The following is an 18,731-nucleotide window of genomic DNA, read 5'->3' on the forward strand; positions in this document are numbered from 1 at the left end:
AACGAGCTCGTTGCCGAGTCGGCATCGTTGCGGACAAAATTCGCAAAGTGGACTTTTCCCCGCTCGATCAAGGCACAAGCGAAGTTTTCACAGTGTAAATTAAATGGATCTCAAAGACTTGGCAATCCGATAGAATATCGAATTCGGCAGCCGGTCATAAAATCGTCGCGGCTAACTCTTGACATTCCGCTGTCCAAGGAATGTCAAGAGGTGGGAGAGTTCTGGTACTTCCGTTGGATGCGTTGTCCATCCGGTGGTGGCGTGTCGATTCGTAATCGTGCTGAATTCGATACCTGATCCATGCCCAGTAGGCGATCCGGCAGTGGAGGGATGGCCGAGACGGCCCGTCGGCGCGATCGTCGAGCACGAATCGTCGAGGTCGGGCGCCGATCGACACGGCTGCGAATTTCTAAACCTCGGAGCCTGCCTTCGTGACCATGTTGCAAGGTTCCGAAAATCGAATTCGGCAATTTTGCGGCTATATAATCGATCACTTGAGTGAGGGTATCAACGGAGGTCGAAATGGGCCGAAAGAGTCGCGTCGATGGCAGTCAGGACCGGTCGAAGCGGTTGGAAATCGGCTCATTCCGTTCTTCCCGAAAAAAGGAATCGAGTAACGGTGCCGGCACGGGTTCCCACGGCAGTGGAAACCCGTCATACGAGATCTTTCCACTGACGGCGGCGCAGCAAGGTATCTGGTTCGCCCAGCATCTCACGGAATCGTCACCGATTTCTGTGGCCCAATACGTCGATATCGTCGGCGAGTTGGACGCCGAATTGCTTGCCGAGGCCTGTAGAACCGCCAGTCGCGAGTTCGGATCCGGGCATACGCGACTGATCGAGGTCGACGGAGAGCCACGTCAGTTCGTCGACGAGGACCGTGGAGGTCCGGTATCGGTCCTGGACTTGCGCCACCACGCCGATCCGGTAGCGGCTGCGCGCGCGATGATGGTTCAAGATTATTCCGCTCCGCTGGACGTGCTGAACGACGACCTCGTGACGAGCATTGTGTTCGAAGTCGGCCAGGACCACTTCCTGTGGTATCAGCGCGCGCACCATATCGCGCTCGACGGGTTCGCCGCGGTAACGATGCTGCACCGGATGACCGAGTTGTACAACGCTTGGGTGAAGTCCGAGGAACCGGCACCGTGCGCGGCACAGGACCTCGGGGTCATCGTCGAGCAGGATCTGGCATACCGGGGTTCGACGCGTTTCGACAACGACCGCAAGTACTGGCTGGAGCACCTGGCAGGCGCGCCGCCCGCCGTCAGCCTGGCCGGTCGCGTCGGCAAGCCCACCATTCATCCGGCACTGGTCAGCACGGAGCTGCCCGACGCCACCGCGCGTCTGCTGACAAGCGTCGCGCTCGAACATGGTCAGAGCGTGGCTCCGACCATCGTCGCGGCGTTCGCCGCCTATCTCGCGCGGATGACCGGCAGCGATGAAGTGATGCTGAGCCTGCCGGTGTCGGGTCGGCACTCCGCCGTGCTGCGCCGTTCCGGGGGGATGGTGGCGAACGTGGTCCCGCTGCGGGTGCGGGTCGCCGGCCGCAGCGTCGGTGAACTGATCGCCGCTGTGCAAAGTGAGTTGACGAGCGCACTTCGGCGGCAGCGCTACCGCCAGGAGGACATATTCCACGATATGGGGATCGCGCGCGACGAGGCGGCATCCTTCGGGCCTGCCGTGAACCTCATGTTGATCGAGAACGAGGTTGTGCTCGGCAACACGACAGGCCGCCTGAATGTCCTCACCTCGGGGCCTACCGCCGACCTTTTCGTCAATATCTACCCCGGTGCGGGCAGAGACAGTACGCATATCGACTTCCAGGGAAATCCGAATGCGTACAGCCCGGACGAGCTCGCTGGTCACCACCGGCGGTTCCGCATGTTCCTGCACGAGTTCCTCGCCGGGGGAGCGGGATGCCCGGTCAGCAGACTGTCGCTGCTCGACGAACAGGAGCGGTCTGCGCTGCCGCGGGTGCGAGGGCCGAGCGGGGTCCGAACACGGCTGCTTCCGGACATTCTGACCGAGAACGCGCGCCGCAATCGTAGTGCGTGCGCGATCATCTCGGCCGGGCAGACGCTGACGTACGGCGAGCTGGACACCAGATCCTCCCAGCTGGCCCGGCATCTGATTGCTCTGGGTTGTGGGCCGGACACGGCGGTGGCGATCATGCTGCGACGTTCGGTCGAATCCGTCGTGGCGACGTGGGCCGTCGCGAAATGTGGGGCCGCGATCGTCCAGTTGGCCCCCGAGTACCCGCGGAAACGTTCAGAACATATGGTCGCCGACAGCGGCGCGGCTGTGGCGATCACGATCGACGCCTTGCAGGGGCGACTTCCGCCGACGATGCGCGCTGTGGTTCTCGATGACCCCACAACCCTGGGGGAAGGCGACGCCGCGAGCGGGCCGATTTCCGACTGCGACCGTATCCGCCCACTACGACCGTCCAATATCGCCTATATCACCTATACCTCGGGATCCACCGGAGCGCCGAAAGGCGTCCAGGTCACGCACACCGGCCTGGCGAATCTGGTTGCCGACCGCGCCGCCACGTACGGAATCGACACGACGTCTCGGGTGTCCTATGCCCTCTCGCCCAGCTTCGATGCCGCGATGGAGCAGTTTGTGACCTGCTTCGCGAGCGGATCCACACTGGTGATCGTGCCGCCCGAGGTGAGCGGCGGCGAGCCGCTCACCCGACTGCTGGCCGACGAGCACGTGACCCACCTGACGTTGACGCCCACGATGCTGGCAACGGTGGACCCGCGTTCGGCGACAGACCTGCGCGTGGTCGTGGTCGGCGGCGACGTCTGTCCACCACACGTCATCGAGCGGTGGGCACCGTCGTTGTCCATGTACAACGAATACGGTCCCACCGAGGCCACCGTGACCGCCGTCGGCGCCGTGCTGAGGCCCGACCACGCCCACCAGGTCGGTGGCCCTATTCGCGGCGTCTGCGCGATGGTGCTGGACCGAACGCTCCAGCCGGTGCCGAAGGGCACCGCGGGCGAACTGTATCTTGCCGGGCCGGGATTGGCCCGCGGCTACAGCCATCTGTTCATCGAAACCGCCGCCCGGTTCGTCGCGGATCCGTACGGCGACGCCGGCGAACGGATGTACCGCACCGGCGACATCGCGCGCTGGACCGGCGACAACGCCGACATGACGCTGGAATTGACGGGGCGCAGCGACTTCCAGGTCAAGATCCGTGGCTACCGGATCGAACCGGGGGAAGTCGACGCCGTGCTCACCACACACGAGGACGTGGACCTTTCCGTGACGGTGCCGGTGCGCAACAACGTAGGCACGACCGTGCTGGCCTCCTATGTCGTCCCGGTCAGCGGCCGCCGGATCCAACCGCTCGAACTCCAGCGCTTCGCCCGCGCGTCGCTGCCGCCGCATATGGTCCCGGCGGTGATCCTCGCGTTGGACAGCCTTCCGGCGAACGCCTTCGGCAAGCTCGATCGCAGCGCTCTGCCGAAGCCGGAATTCGGAACCGCGCCAGCCGGTCGGACGCCGGCCACGGCCCGGGAAAAGGCGGTCGCAAGGCTGTTCGCCGAGGTGCTCGGCGTTCCTCTCGTCGGGGCCGACGACAGCTTCTTCGCCCTGGGCGGCGACAGCATTCTGTCGATCCGGTTGGTGGCGCGGGCCAAGGCCGATGGCCTGAGTTTCTCCACCCAGGATGTGTTCGTGCACAAGACCGTCGCGGGCTTGGCGGCCACGGCCACGGCGACGAGCGATACCCCCGAGTTGGCCGAATTGCCCGGAGGCGGCGTAGGACCGATGCCGTTGTCGCCGATCATGTGCGCGATGCTCGATCGGGGCCGTTACGACCGATTCGCGCAGGCCGCGCTCGTGCAGCTTCCCGAAGGGGTCGATCGAGCGGGCCTCGTGCGCGCAGTGGGATCCCTGCTGGGCCGCCACGACATGCTGCGCGCGGTATTGCACGGCGATGCAGGTGATCGGTACGTCGAGGTACTCGAGCCGAAAGCGGTCGATCCGGACGCCGCGCTCGTCGATGTTCGCCTCCATCGACGTGACGCCGCCGAAGTCGACTGGCACCTGCAGACGGCCGCGGATCGATTGGACCCGGGCAAGGGTGTGCTGGTTCAAGCCGTCTGGATGCAGGATCGCAACGGCTCGGGACCCGACCTGATGTGGCTGGTGATTCACCATCTCGCCGTCGATGTGGTGTCGTGGCGCATCATCCTCGCCGACCTCGCGCACGCCTGGTCGCAGGTTTCCGACGGCGGCGAACCGGATTTCGGCCCGATCACCACCTCGTTTCGCCGGTGGGCGCACGGCCTGGTCGAGCGTGCGCCGGGCAGACGATCGGCGGAACTCGACGTGTGGAAAGACATACTCGCGCGAGGCGATCAGCTGCTCGGGTCGCGCCGTCTCGCCCCGGATCGTGACGTCGGGGCCACGGCGGGCCGGGTACGTCAGCGCATCCCGGCAGCCGTCACCGAGGCGGTGCTCGCCACCATCCCCGACCGCTTCCACTGCAGCGCCAACGATCCGCTGCTCGCGGCCCTGGTGCTGGCACTCGGTGAGTGGCGGCGCAGGCGCGGTACAGCGGCGACCGCCGGAGAGTTGATCTCGCTGGAGGGACACGGCCGCGAGGAGGAGGCCGTACCCGGCGCCGATCTCAGCGGCACCGTGGGCTGGTTCACCACCCGCTTCCCGGTTCGGATCGAGTGGGACGGTGTCGACCTCGGCGATGCGCTGGCCGGCGGCATCAGTGCTGGACTGGCGATAAAACAGGCGAAGGAGCAGTTACGTGCGGTGCCGGGCAACGGCATCGGCTATCTGGTGCTGCGTCATCTCGGAAGTGGCGAGCTCGCGGACCTGCCCGAACCTCAGATCAGTTTCAACTACCTCGGGCGGGTGGGTGTCGGTGAACGCTCGGTGCCCTGGGCGCCCACCACCGAGTTCACCGCACTGACCGCGACGAGCGATCCGGGGATGGCGCTGTCGGCCGTGCTCGATGTCAATGCGATCGCCGAGCAAGGTCGCGACGGGCTCGAACTCGACGTGACCTGGGAGTTCGCCTCGCAGGTGCTGGGCAGCGAGGAGGTCGACGAGCTCGCCGGGCTGTGGGCTCGCGCCCTGGGGGCGCTTGCCGATCATGTCCGATCCGACATCGGATTCGGCTTCACGCCCTCCGACTTCGCGCTCACCGCGGTGGCGCAGGACGATCTCGACCGCTGGCTGGGGCACTACCCGTCGATGATCGATGTGTGGCCGCTCTCCGCCTTGCAGTCCGGGCTGCTGTTCCACACGATCTACGACCGGGACGGCGACGATGGCTACATCGTGCAGGTGGCGCTGACCTTCGCCGGGCAGGTGGACGGTGCCCGGATGCGGCGGGCCGCGCAGGTGCTCATCGACCGGCACGACAGCCTGCGGACCGCCTTCGTCGAGAGTGCCGATGGGCCACGTCAGATCCTCGTGCGCGACACCGAGGTCGATTGGGGCGAGTCGAGTATCACCGACCTCAGCGATGATGACGAGCGGGCGCGAGCACTTCGGCGAGTCGCGACGGCGGCCGCGGCGCCGTTCGACCCGGCACGCCCACCGCTGGTGCGTTTCCACCTCGTGCGCACCGGCGTCGATACTTTCCAGTTGCTGGTCACCAATCATCACCTGGTGCTGGACGGCTGGTCGATGCCGCTGCTGATCCACGAGTTGCTCTCGTTGTACAGCGCCGACGGCGATACCGTCGAGCTCGCGCCCCCTCGTTCGTACCGAGAGTATCTGCGGTGGCTGCATGCTCAGGATCGCGACGCCGCAACCGCCGCGTGGCGACAGACGCTCGCCGGCATCGACAGCCCGACGCGGGTCACGGGCAGTCCGGATCGGACCGTCACCGCGCACGCCGGTGAGGTCGACCTGAACCTGGATGCCGCGACCACTGCCGCGCTTCTCGATCTCGGCCGCTCACATGGCGTCACGGCCAACACGGCCCTGCAAGTGGCGTGGGCATTGCTGGTGGCCGCCCTGACCGGACGGTCGGATGTGGTGTTCGGCAATACGATCGCGCACCGCCCGCCGCAGATTCCCGATGTCGAGCGCATGGTCGGGCTTCTGGTCAACACACTGCCCGTCCGCGTGCGCCTCGCACCCGGCGAAACCGTCGGCGACTTGCTCGTCCGCGTGCAATCCGAGCAGGCCGCCATGCTGGATCACCAGTACGTCGGCTTGGCGGAACTGCAACGGGCCACCGGTATCACCGATATGTTCGACACCGCGACGGTGCTCGAGTCCTATCCGCTCGACCGGGAACTGTTGGCGCGCGATCTCGCCGCCGCCGGCTTGCAGTTCGTCGAGATCGACGCACACGACGCCACGCCGTATCCGCTGAGTTTGCAAGTGTCGCCGCCGCGGTCGAGTCGCGACCGACAATCCGACGCCGCCGACGAGCCAGGCACCTATACGGTGACGCTGAAATTCGCGACCGACCGATTCGATTCGGACGAGGTCCGCACGCTGCTCGAACGCTTCGAGCTCCTTCTCACACAGATTGTCACCTGTCCCGCCCGCAAGGTCGCCGCGATCTCCTGCTGCTGGGATCGCGAACGAGCGGAACTGCTTTCGGTCGGCAGCGAGGAGCCCGCCGCGGACCTCGTGCTGCGCGACATCTTGTGGGAGACCGCGCGCAGGTATCCGGATGCCGTAGCTGTCCGGTGCGGTGACACCACGTGGACCTATCATGAGCTGGAGCGGCGTGCCGACGGGTTCGCTCGCCTGCTCGCCGACCATGGTGCGCGCGCGGAGTCGATCGTCGCGTTGGCCGTTCCCCGATCGGCCGAACTGGTGGTCGCGATCTGGGCGGTGGCGAAAACAGGCGCCGCCTTCCTGCCGGTGGATCCCGGCAATCCCGGCGGGCGGATCGAGGAGTTGTTAGCGGACTCCCGGACCGGTCTTGGCGTGACGACCAGCGCTGTCGCGCCGCGGCTTCCGAATACCGTCGACTGGTTGATTCTGGACGCTTCGGCTTCGGACGCCGACGAGGGTCTACCACGTCCGTCCGGAATTCCGGCCGGGGCCGACCGGCTGTCCGCCGACAACGCGGCATACGTGATCTATACGTCCGGATCGACCGGCACACCGAAGGCGGTCCACCTCAGCCATCGAGGACTGGCCGACCTCGTCGCGGCGCAAGTCGCCGCCTTCGGTGTCGATACGGATTCGGCGGTGTTGCAGGTCGCGTCGCCGGGATTCGACGCCTGCTTGTCGGAGTTGCTGTTGGCGCACGGCAGTGGCGCCGGTCTCGTGGTGGCGCCGCCGGAGGTGTACGCCGGGATCGATCTCGAGGAATTGCTTCGTTCGCAGCAGGTTTCGCATGCGATCATCACCCCGTCGGTGCTGAAGACGATGGATCCGTCCCGGACGCCGACGGTGACATCGCTCGCGGTCGTCGGCGAAGCGACCGAGCCGGACATTGTGAACCGGTGGGCCCATGGGCGACGGCTGATGAATCACTACGGACCTACCGAGTGCACGATCTGGGCGACGGGCTCGGATGCCCTCGTACCCGGCGAGCCGGTGACGATCGGCGGCCCGATCCGAGGCGCGTCCGCGATGGTTCTCGACCCGTGGCTGCGACCGGTGCCGGTCGGTGTCGCGGGCGAACTCTATATCGGTGGGCCCGGACTTGCCCGCGGGTACGTCGATCGACCGGGGGTGACCGCGTCACGCTTCGTCGCGGATCCGCGATCCACCCGCGGCGAGCGGATCTACCGCACCGGTGATTCCGTGCGCTGGGTCCGCGGACGCGCCGGATCGGCACTGCAATATCTGGGCCGGTGCGATCAGCAGGTCAAGATTCACGGCCTGCGGATCGAGCCAGGCGAAATCGATGCCCACCTGGCTCGGCACCCGGATGTGGCGAGCGTCGCCACCGTCGTGGTGAAAGGGCCTGCCGAGGAACCGATTCTGGTGTCCTATGTCGTCTCCGCCTCGGGTGCCGCGGTAGATGTGGCGACACTCGGTGACGATCTCTCGGCCACGCTGCCGCGCTATATGAATCCCGCGGCGATCGTGCAGCTTCAGGAGATGCCGCGCACGCCTACGGGTAAACTCGATCGGAAAGCATTGCGGCAGCGGGTTTTCGATTCCGACGCCGCAGGCGGCAGAGCGCCGTCGACGCATACCGAACAGGTCGTGGCGAAACTCTTCGCCGATGTGCTCCATCTCGACACCGTGTCCGCCGACAGCAACTTCTTCGCGCTCGGCGGGGACAGTATCGTCTCGATGCGCCTGGTGGCCCTGGCGAGATCGGCCGGGCTCACGCTCACGCCGCGAGATGTATTCGAAGGCAAGACAGTTGCCGCACTCGCCGCGATGGCCGGCGGCGATGCGGCTCCGGCGGCGGATCGCGCCTCGGATTCTCCGCTCGTCGCGCTCACACAGCCCGATATCGCTCGGCTCGAGCAGCGATACCACGGCCTGTCCGACGTCTGGCCGTTGTCGCCCATGCAATCCGGTGTGCACTTCCACTCGACGTTCGATCCGGATGTCGGGGACAACTACACCGTCCAGACGATGATCGGATTCTCCGGCACGGTCGACGGTGAGCGCCTGCGCCGTGCCGCTCAGGCGGTGGTCGACCGGCACGATATCCTGCGGGCCGCCTTTGTGGAGACTGCGACCGGGCCGTGCCAGATCGTGCTCGACCATGCCGAGATCGGGTTCCGGGAGATCGATCTCGGCGATGCGGAGTCCCCGGCCGACCCGGGGTCGATTGCCGCAGCCGACGCGGCGGCGGGATTCGACCTGTCGGCTCCTCCGCTGCTGCGCTTGACGCTGATCCGTCTCGATGCGGGGTCCTTCCGGCTGCTCGTCACGAATCACCATGTGATCCTGGACGGCTGGTCGATGCCGCTGCTGATGCGAGAACTGCTCGACTACTACGGGTCTCCCGACCATATCGACTCCGCCGGCCCTGCTCCCTCCTACCGCGACTATCTGTCCTGGCTGGGTCGGCAGGATAGTGCAGCATCCAAAGCAGCATGGGCGCAAGCCTTTTCGGATGTCGACGCACCCACCCGGGTGTCCCGCGACCTGGGCGCGGCGGGTTCGGTATCCGCCGCCGAGGTAGGGGCCGAGCTGACGGCGGATCGTTTCGGAGAACTCCGTCGCGTGGCGGCGGAGACGGCAGTCACCATCAATACCGCGGTCGCCGCGGCCTGGGCCCTGAATCTGCGCGTGCTGACCGGTGAGACCGATGTGATCTTCGGCTCCGCGGTGTCGGGACGGCCCACGGAGCTGCCGCTGGTCGATCAGACGCTCGGCATGTTTCTGACTACGATTCCCGTGCGAGTCCCGCTCGAACCCACCATGACGGTGCGCGAGTTGCTGACCGACATTCAAGCGCGGCAAGCCGTCATGCTGGATCATCACCATATCGGCCTACCCGAGATTCACCGCAGTGTCGGCCTGCCCGAACTCTTCGACACCGCCGTCACTTTCCAGTCGTTCCCCGTCGACCGGACGGCACTGCAGCGACTCATCGATTCGGCGGGCCTGCGGGTGGACGAACTCAGCGGTGTCGACGCGACGCCGTACCCGCTGAGCCTGGTCGTGGAACCGAAACAGTCCGAGCACGGCGAGGCACAGGGACTGCGGATCACCCTGCGATTCCACGACCGCGCCTTCGACACCGCGGCGGCGCGCCGAATCCTCGACCGCTTCGTCGAGTTGCTGGGCCGGATCGCCACAAACGCCGACGTACGGCTGGGCGAGCTGCCGCTCGACGAGGAACCAGGGCCGTCGGGGCCGGTTTCGGGGCCGGAACCGGCGATCCCGGACACGCTGGACCGGATACTCGCCGCGCGAGCCGCCGCCACACCCGACGCGATCGCCGTGCGATGCGGTGCGACCGACATGACGTACCGGCAGCTCGACGAGCGATCCGCACGGCTGGCCCGCCTACTGCTGCGCCACGGTGTCCGACGGGGACAGGTCCTCGCCTGCGTACTTCCGCGATCCCCGGCGGCCACGGTCGCGCTGTGGGCCGTGGCGAAAACCGGTGCCGCATTCCTTCCGATAGATCCGACCCTGCCATCGGAGCGGATCGAATTTCTGCTGTCGGACTCGAAAACCGCGTTCGGGCTGACCGATACGTCCGCCAGGAAGCATCTTCGCGACGACGTCGACTGGCTTGTCCTCGACCAGGAACAGACGCTCGACATCGGGGACTCCGTTCCCGCTGGGCCGATCGGCGACGCCGAACGCGGCGCACCGATTCGTCGGGATCAGACCGCGTACGTGAGCTACACCTCCGGGTCGACCGGTGTGCCCAAGGGCGTACTCGTCAGCCATCGCGGCTTGGCCGATATCGTCGCGGCGCAGCGGCGGATACTCGGCGTCGGCCCGACGTCGGTGGTACTGCAGGTGGCCTCGCCCAGCTTCGACGCCTCGGTGTTCGAGTTGTTGATGGCGCACGGCTCGGGCGGGCGACTGGTCGTCTCGCCCGCCGATGTCTACGCCGGACCCGAATTGGCGGATCTGATCGGGCGCGAACATATCTCGCATGCGGTGATCACTCCCTCGGCGCTGGCGACAGTCTCGTGCGACGGTCTCGACGAGCTGCGTGTGCTGGCAACAGCCGGTGAGCCGGTCGGGCCGGAACTGGTCGATCGGTGGGCACCGCATCGCACCATGGTCAATCTCTATGGGCCGAGCGAAAGCACTATCTGGGCTACCGCCAGCGACGCGCTGGCGCCCGGCGCCCCGATCACGATCGGCAGGCCGGTAGGCCCCGTCGCGGTCGTCGTCCTCGACACCTGGTTGCGGCCCGTGGCACACGGTGTCGCGGGCGAGCTGTACCTGTTCGGCGCCGGTCTGGCCGAGGGGTACGCCGCCAGGACGGGGTCGACCGCGGCGCGGTTCGTCGCATGCCCGTTCGCGGAGCCGGGTCAGCGCATGTACCGCACCGGTGATGTGGTGCGCCGCGGCGCCGATGGTGATCTGGAATTCTTGGGGCGCAACGATTTTCAGGTGAAGGTGCACGGCACCAGGGTTGAGCTGGGGGAGATCGACGCGGTGCTGGGTGCGCGTGCGGATGTGGCATATGCGGTCACGGTGCCGCGCCGCGATGGCGGGCGACCGGTGGTGCTGGTGTCCTATGTCGTGCCAGCGACAGGCACAGAGGTATCGGGCGAGGAGTTGCGTGCGGCACTGGCTGCGGCGTTACCCCGGTACGCGGTACCGTCCGCGGTGATGGTGCTGGAGGAGGTGCCGCGCACCGTCAACGGGAAGCTGGATCGCGAGCGGTTGCCCGAGCCGGTTGCCGTCACGCGAGAATTCCGGGCGCCGTCGCCAGGGTTGGAAGAGTTGGTCGCGCGGACATTCGAGCAGGTGCTCGACGTGGACCGGGTGGGAGTCGACGACGACTTCTTCGCGCTGGGCGGTGATTCGCTGAGCGCCTCGACGGTGGTGGCGCGACTAGGCGCGGTCCTGGACGCGCGAGTGCCGGTGCGGTCGGTGTTCGAGGCGCCGACCGTCGGCGGTTTGGCCGGGCTGGCAGCGGCGGTCAGGGGAGGGGGCCGGTTGCCCCTGTTGCCGGGTGTGCACCCCGACTCCGTGCCGCTGTCGCTGGCACAGCAGCGGATGTGGTTCCTGAACCGGTTCGAGCCGGACTCCGCGGTGCACAACATTCCGGTGATGCTGCGGTTGTCCGGACGCCTGGACACCGAGGCGCTGGCTGCCGCGCTCGCCGATGTGGTCGCGCGCCACGAAGTGCTGCGGACGATGTATCCGGAAGTCGCCGGTGAGCCGAGGCAGCTCGTTCTCGACGAGCCCGCGGTGCCGGTGCGGCCGGTGCGAGTGCAGGCGGACTCGGTCCCGGATGTGGTGGGCGAGTTCGTGCGGTGTGGATTCGATGTGACCGCCCGAGTGCCGATGCGAGTGGGATTGTTCGAGCTGGACGCCGAGCGTGACAGTGCCACAGCAGAATTCCTGCTGGTGCTCGTGGTCCATCACATCGCCGGCGATGGTCAGTCGATGGGGCCACTGGCCCGTGACGTGATGGTGGCCTATGTCGCGCGACTGGCCGGGCAGGCACCGCTGTGGGAGCCGCTCGCTGTGCAGTACGCGGATTTCGCGTGGTGGCAACGGCAGATGTTGGGGGCCGAGGACGATCCGGCGTCGTTGATGTCGCGGCAGTTGGAGTTCTGGCGCTCGACGCTCGCGGGTGCGCCGGACCGGCTGGAACTACCGGCGGACCGCCCACGTCCGGCGGTCGCGTCGCTGTCGGCAGGCCGGGTGCCGGTGCGGATCGGTGCGAGGCTGCACGAGCGGCTGGTCACGCTGGCGCGGTCGCGGGGGTCATCGCTGTTCATGGTGATGCACGCGGCGCTGGCGACGGTATTGGGGCGGCTCAGCGCCAGCGATGACGTAGTGATCGGCACCCCGGTCGCGGGGCGGGGCGAGCCCGGTCTGGACGATCTGGTGGGGATGTTCGTGAACACGCTGGCATTACGGACCCGGGTGGATCCGAGCGAGCCCTTCGCCGAGTTGCTGATGCGAACCAGGGAGACGGACCTGCTGGCGTTCGAGCACGCGGACGTGCCGTTCGAGCGGGTCGTGGAGGAGTTGAACCCGGAGCGATCGGCGGCCCGGCATCCGTTGTTCCAGGTGGCCTTGGCGTTCCAGAACGTGTCGACGCTCGACGTGGTGCTGCCCGACGTCCGGGTCGGGAGGGCCGATGTGGATACCGGCGCGATCCAGTTCGACCTGCAACTGGTGCTGGCCGATTCCTCCGGCAATGCCGCTGCGGCGCAGGGTATGTCGGGAATGATGACCTATGCTCGGGATCTCTTCGACGAGTCCACGGCAGCGGCGATTGTCCGGCGGTTGGTGCGGGTACTGGAAGCCGTCGCCGACAATCCGTCCGTGGTGGTCGGGGATATCGACTGGCTGGAAGCCGACGAGCGTTCGGCGCTCACGTCGCGGGTCGGGGCGCGCACCTCAGCGGCGCTGGAGCCGCTCGGATTGCTGCCGGAGGTGTTCACCTCGGCCGTCCGGGCCAACGGCGACGGTATCGCCGTCGTCGCGGGGGATGACACGCTGTCGTATACGCGGCTGGACGAACGATCGAGCCGGCTGGCGAGGGTGCTGATCCGCCGTGGCGCCGGACCGGAGAACCCGGTGCTGGTGGCGGCAGCGCGGTCGACGGAGTCCGTCGTCGCGTGGTGGGCGGTGGTGAAGTCGGGTGCGGCATACGTGCCGGTAGACCCCGGCTATCCCGAAGGCCGGATCGAGCAGATGGTGTCGGATTCTGGTGCGACGCTGGGGGTTACGGTGTCGTCGGTGCGTGCCCAGCTGCCCGATTCGGTGGACTGGATCGTGCTCGACGACCCGGCCGTCGCCGCGCGGATCGACGCGGCGGCGAGCGGCCCGATCGGCGACGACGAGCGAACGCGGCCGTTGCGGGCCTCCGATGTCGCCTACGTGGTCTTCACCTCCGGATCCACCGGAGTGCCCAAGGGTGTGGCCATCACACATTCCGGCATCGCCGACTTCGTCTCGGGGCGGCGTGGCGACCGTGAGCTCCAGCACACGTCCAGGGTGCTGCATTTCGCGTCGCCGTCGTTCGACGCCGCACTGATGGAGATCCTGATCGCGGTCAGCCGCGCCGGTGCGTTGATCGTGGCGCCGACGGGAATCTACGGCGGCGGTGAGCTGGCCGAGTTCTTGCGGGCGCAGCGGGTCACCCACGCCTTCATCACCCCGGCCGCGCTCGCGTCGGTGGATCCGGCCGGGCTCGACGACCTGCGGCTGGTGATGTCCGGTGGTGAGGAGGTCCCGGCGGATCTGGTGAGCCGATGGGCGGGCACCGATGTCGCGGGCGCCCGGAAGTTCCAGGTTCTGTACGGGCCGACCGAGGCCACGATGCTCGCCACGGCGACGGGCGCGCTGCAACCGGATGATCGGCCGACGATCGGTGTCCCGTTGCCGGGGATACACGCGCTGGTCTTGGATGCCCGCCTGCAGCCGGTGCCGGTGGGGGTGGCCGCGGAGTTGTACCTGGCGGGTCCGGCGCTGGCGCGCGGGTACCTGAACAAGGCGGCTACCGATGCGGTGCGGTTCGTCGCGCATCCGTTCGGGGAACCGGGACGCCGGATGTACCGAACAGGTGATGTGGTGCGCTGGAATACCGACGGTGATCTGGAGTTCGTGGGGCGCAACGATTTCCAGGTGAAGATCCGTGGATACCGGGTGGAGCTGGGCGAGATCGACGCGGTGCTGAGCGCGCGGGCGGAGGTGGCATACGCGGTCACGGTGCCGTGGCGTGCGGGTACCGGTCCGGCGCAGTTGGTGTCCTATGCGGTGCCCGAGACCGGGGCGAGCCTGTCGGGCGAACAGTTGCGCGCGGCGTTGGTCGAGGTGCTGCCGTCCTACCTGGTGCCCGCCGCGGTGATGATCCTCGACGCGATCCCCCTGTCGCCGAATGGAAAGCTCGACCGCGCGGCCCTGCCCGCACCTGTTGTCCAGGCCAAGCGATTCCGGGCACTGGCGTCACCGGTGGAGGAAATAGTGGCGGGCGTATTCGCCGACGTCCTCGGTATCGACGGTCCCGTGGGCGCCGACGACGACTTCTTCGACCTCGGTGGCAACAGCCTGGTGGCCACCCGGGTAGCCGCGCGGATCGGTGCCGCGCTCGACGTGACCATCCCGGTCTCGATGATCTTCGAAGCGCCGACGGTAGCGAGGTTGGCCGCGCGCGCCGAATCGGAGGGCGACACCGGTCGGGTAGCGCTGACCGCGCAGCCGCGGCCGCGGCGAATTCCCCTGTCGCCGGCACAGCAGCGGATGTGGTTCCTGAACCGGCTCGAGCCCGGCTCGGCCGCCTACAGCATTCCGATCGTGCTACGGCTGTCCGGACAGCTGGATCTCGACGCGCTGCGCTCGGCGATCGCCGATGTGCTGAACCGGCACGAAGTACTGCGGACCGTATACCCGTATGCCGAGGGTGAGCCGTCGCAGGTTGTCCTTCCCGCCGCGCGGGCATGTGCGCCGATCACCGTGTCCTCGGTGGCGGAACCGGAACTGGCCGAGTCGTTGTCGGCGTTCGTCTCGACGGTGTTCGATGTGACGGTCGAGGCGCCGGTGCGCGTGCGGTTGTTCGAGCTCGGGCCGAACGAGTGGGTCCTGGCCGTGGTGGTGCACCACATTGCCTGCGACGGGTCCTCGCTCGGTCCGCTGGCACGGGACATGATGGCCGCGTACACAGCTCACCTGCTCGGCAGGACGCCGAGTTGGCCGCCGCTGCCGGTGCAGTATGCCGACTACTCGATCTGGCAGCGCACGGTGCTGGGGGCCGAAGACGATCCGGAGTCGCTGCTCCGTGCCCAGATCGACTACTGGACAAACGAATTGGCGCAGCTCCCGGTTGTGCTCGGTCTGCCGACCGACCGACCGCGCCCGCCCGTGCAGACCCATGCTGGCGCGAGCGTACCGATAACCGTCGGTGCCGACCTGCATGCGCGATTGCAGCAGGTCGCGCGAGCGCACAACACGACGCTGTTCATGGTCTTCCATGCCGCGCTGGCGGCCACGCTGGCCCGACTGGCCGATACCGACGATATAGCGATCGGCACTCCGTTCGCGGGCCGCGGCGAGCCCGAACTCGACGATCTGGTCGGGATGTTCGTCAACACCCTGGTGCTGCGGACCCGGTTGACGCCGGGGATGACGTTCAGCCAGCTACTCGAACACCAGCGTGGGACCGATCTGGCCGCGTTCGGGCACGCCGATGTGCCGTTCGAGCGGCTGGTGCAGGAGTTGAATCCGGTGCGGTCGCACGCCCACCATCCACTGTTCCAGGTGATGCTGGCATTCCAGAACGTCGCCGGGGCCCAGTTCGAACTTCCGGGGCTCTCGGCGTCTGCCATGACAGCCGACACCGACATCGCGTTGTTCGATCTGCTGTTCACGATGTCGGATTCCTATGATTCCGTCGGTGAGCCGGCCGGCATCACCGGCGCGGTGATCTACGCGAGCGACCTCTTCGACGCCACGACAGCGACATCGATCGTCGATCGCCTGCTGCGATTGCTCGGCGCACTGGTGACCGATTCGACACAGCCGGTGCGCGAGGTCGACCTGCTCACCACCGATGAACGGGAAACCATTCTGACGCAGTGGAATGCGACCGATCACAGCCTCCGTCCGGGCGAGACGCTCGCCTCCGTCTTCGCCCACTCCGCGCAGGTGTACGCGGACCGGCCCGCGGTGACAGTCGGCGAACAGACGTTGACCTACGCCGAATTCGCGTCCCGCGTATACCGGTTGGCGCGGTGGTTGATCTCGTGCGGAGTGGGTCCGGAGTCGTTGGTGGCGCTGCGGATGCGGCGCTCACTGGACCAGGTCGTCGCCATCTACGCGGTGCACGCCGCCGGCGGCGGATACGTGCCGGTTGATCCGGACCTGCCGGCGGACCGCATCGCCTACATGCTGTCCATAGCCGCACCGGCGCTGGAGCTGTCGTCCCTCGATGGGCTCGAGTTGTCCGGATTCGATGAGGGGCCGGTCACCGATGCCGATCGGCTCGCACCGCTGCTGTCGCACAATGTCGCCTACGTGATCTTCACTTCGGGGTCGACCGGCCGACCGAAAGGTGTTGCGATATCACACTGTTCGGTGGTCAACCAGGTGCGGTGGGTCGGCGAGAACTACGCACTGACGCCGAAGGACGTCGTGCTGCAGAAGTCCCCGGCCACCTTCGACATGTCGGTGTGGGAGCTGTTTGCGCCACTGACAGTGGGCGCGCGGCTGGTGATCGCGCGAGCCTACGGGCACACCGACCCGGCCTATCTCGCCGAAATCATTGCCGCCCAGCGGGTCACGTTCACTGCGCTCGTGCCGTCGATGCTGGCGGTGCTCGCGGACATGGCGCCCGCGCAGTCGCTCGAGTCGGTGCGGACGCTTTTGGTGGGCGGTGAGGAATTCGGCCCCGAGACGGTGGCCGCGGCACGGCGAACAGTGCCAGGGGCCGAGTTGCACAATCTGTACGGGCCGACCGAGTGCACGGTGTGCGCGAGCGCGCATCGGGTGACCGAAGCCGAGAGCGGGAACCTGCCGATGGGCTCACCGGTATGGAACACGCGGGCATACGTCCTCGACAACCGGTTACATCCGGTACCGCCCGGCGTCGCCGGGGAGCTGTACCTGGCGGGCACCCAGCTCGCGCGCGGTTACCAATCACGTCCGGGCCTCACCGCGGAACGGTTCGTGCCCGATCCGTACGGCGAGGGCCGCCGCCTGTACCGCACCGGTGACTTGGTGCGCTGGCGCCGGACCGGTGAATTGGATTACCTGGGACGTACCGATTTCCAGGTGAAACTGCGCGGCCTGCGTATCGAACTAGGCGAAATCGAGGCAGTACTCGCCGAGCACCCCAGCATCGCGCGGGCGATCGCTGTGGTGCGCCCCATCGGTGCGATGGAGCACCTCGTCGGCTATCTCGTGCCCGCCGCGGGCGCCACGGTCGATACCGCGGCGGTGTCGGCGCACGCGGCGACCAAATTGCCCGACTACATGGTGCCCGCCACGATGACGGTGCTCGACACGGTGCCCCTCCACACGTCGGGCAAGCTGGACCGTATGCGGCTGCCGGAGCCGGTGCTCGCGGTGGGGGAGTTCAGGGAGCCCTCGTCGTGGCTGGAAGGCGAGGTCGCACGGGCTTTCGGAACGGTACTCGGCGTGGATCGGGTGGGCGCGGACGACGACTTCTACGCATTGGGTGGCAACTCGCTGAAGTCGGTGCAAGTGGTGACCGAGTTGCGCAAGGAACTCGACTACGAGGTGCCGATCAGCTGGATGCTGTCCGATCCCTGCCCCGCCGATCTGGCAAGGCGGATCGAATCCAGGATCCACGCCGATCCCGCCGTCGACGGGACCGATGCCGGTTTCGACACGCTGCTGCCGATCCGGACCGGCGGTGAGCGAGCCCCACTGTTCTGTATCCACCCGGCCTTGGGCCTGTCATGGTGCTATCGCACGCTCGACCGCTACCTCTCCGACGATCGACCGATCTACGGCCTCCAGGCGCCACAGATCGGCGGCGAGATCCCCGGTCCGACATCGATCGAGCAAATGGCCGCACGCTACTTCGACGAGATTCGCGCGGTTCAGCCACACGGCCCCTATCACCTCCTCGGCTGGTCATTGGGTGGTGCGATCGCCCATGCCATCGCCGTCGAGATGCGCGCCGCCGGTGAACACGTCGCGCTGCTGGCGCTGTTGGACGCCGAAGTGAGCGGTGTCGACGAGTCGACGCTGCGCGCCGTCACGGCCGGCGAGCTGATCAGTAATCTCGGCCCGGTCATGGGCGTCGACTTCGTCAGCCCCGATGCGTCTGCCGAGGAGGCCGCCGACCTGATCGAACGGCACCTGGGGGCCGCCCTCGGGATCGACGCCGCCCGGATCCAACGCCTGACCGATGCCTACAACCTGGCGATCCGGGCAGCCGGTGCGTGGCGCCCCGCGGTCGTGGACAGCGACATGCTCTATTTCACCGCGACCCGCGAACGGCGCTCCGATGCCACGGGGCACGAGGGGTGGGCGGGGGTGGTTCGCGGGCAGATGTCGATTTTCGACATCGATGCGACCCACCTCGACATGACCCAACCGGAGGCGATCGCGGAGGTCGCCCGGATTCTCAACGCGCGACTGGATCGCTAACCGCGTTTCATCTCGGCGAGGTGGCCAACCCGGCG

The 18,731-nt window shown here is 67.2% G+C and carries 1 protein-coding gene; it reads left to right on the plus strand.

The features are described from left to right. Positions 1-522 precede the first annotated feature (522 nt). On the plus strand, positions 523-18,696 hold the full coding sequence (locus ACFWUR_RS11575) for an amino acid adenylation domain-containing protein (protein WP_378905629.1): 18,174 nt from the start codon (positions 523-525) through the stop codon (positions 18,694-18,696). Positions 18,697-18,731: the final 35 nt, after the last annotated feature.

The organism is Nocardia sp. NPDC058633 (assembly GCF_042717045.1).
In the GTDB taxonomy this organism is placed as follows: Bacteria; Actinomycetota; Actinomycetes; order Mycobacteriales; family Mycobacteriaceae; genus Nocardia.

Coding starts and splice junctions, on each gene's coding strand:
- ACFWUR_RS11575 (WP_378905629.1), top strand. CDS start 523: ATGGGCCGAAAGAGTCGCGTCGATGGCAGTCAGGACCGGTCGAAGCGG.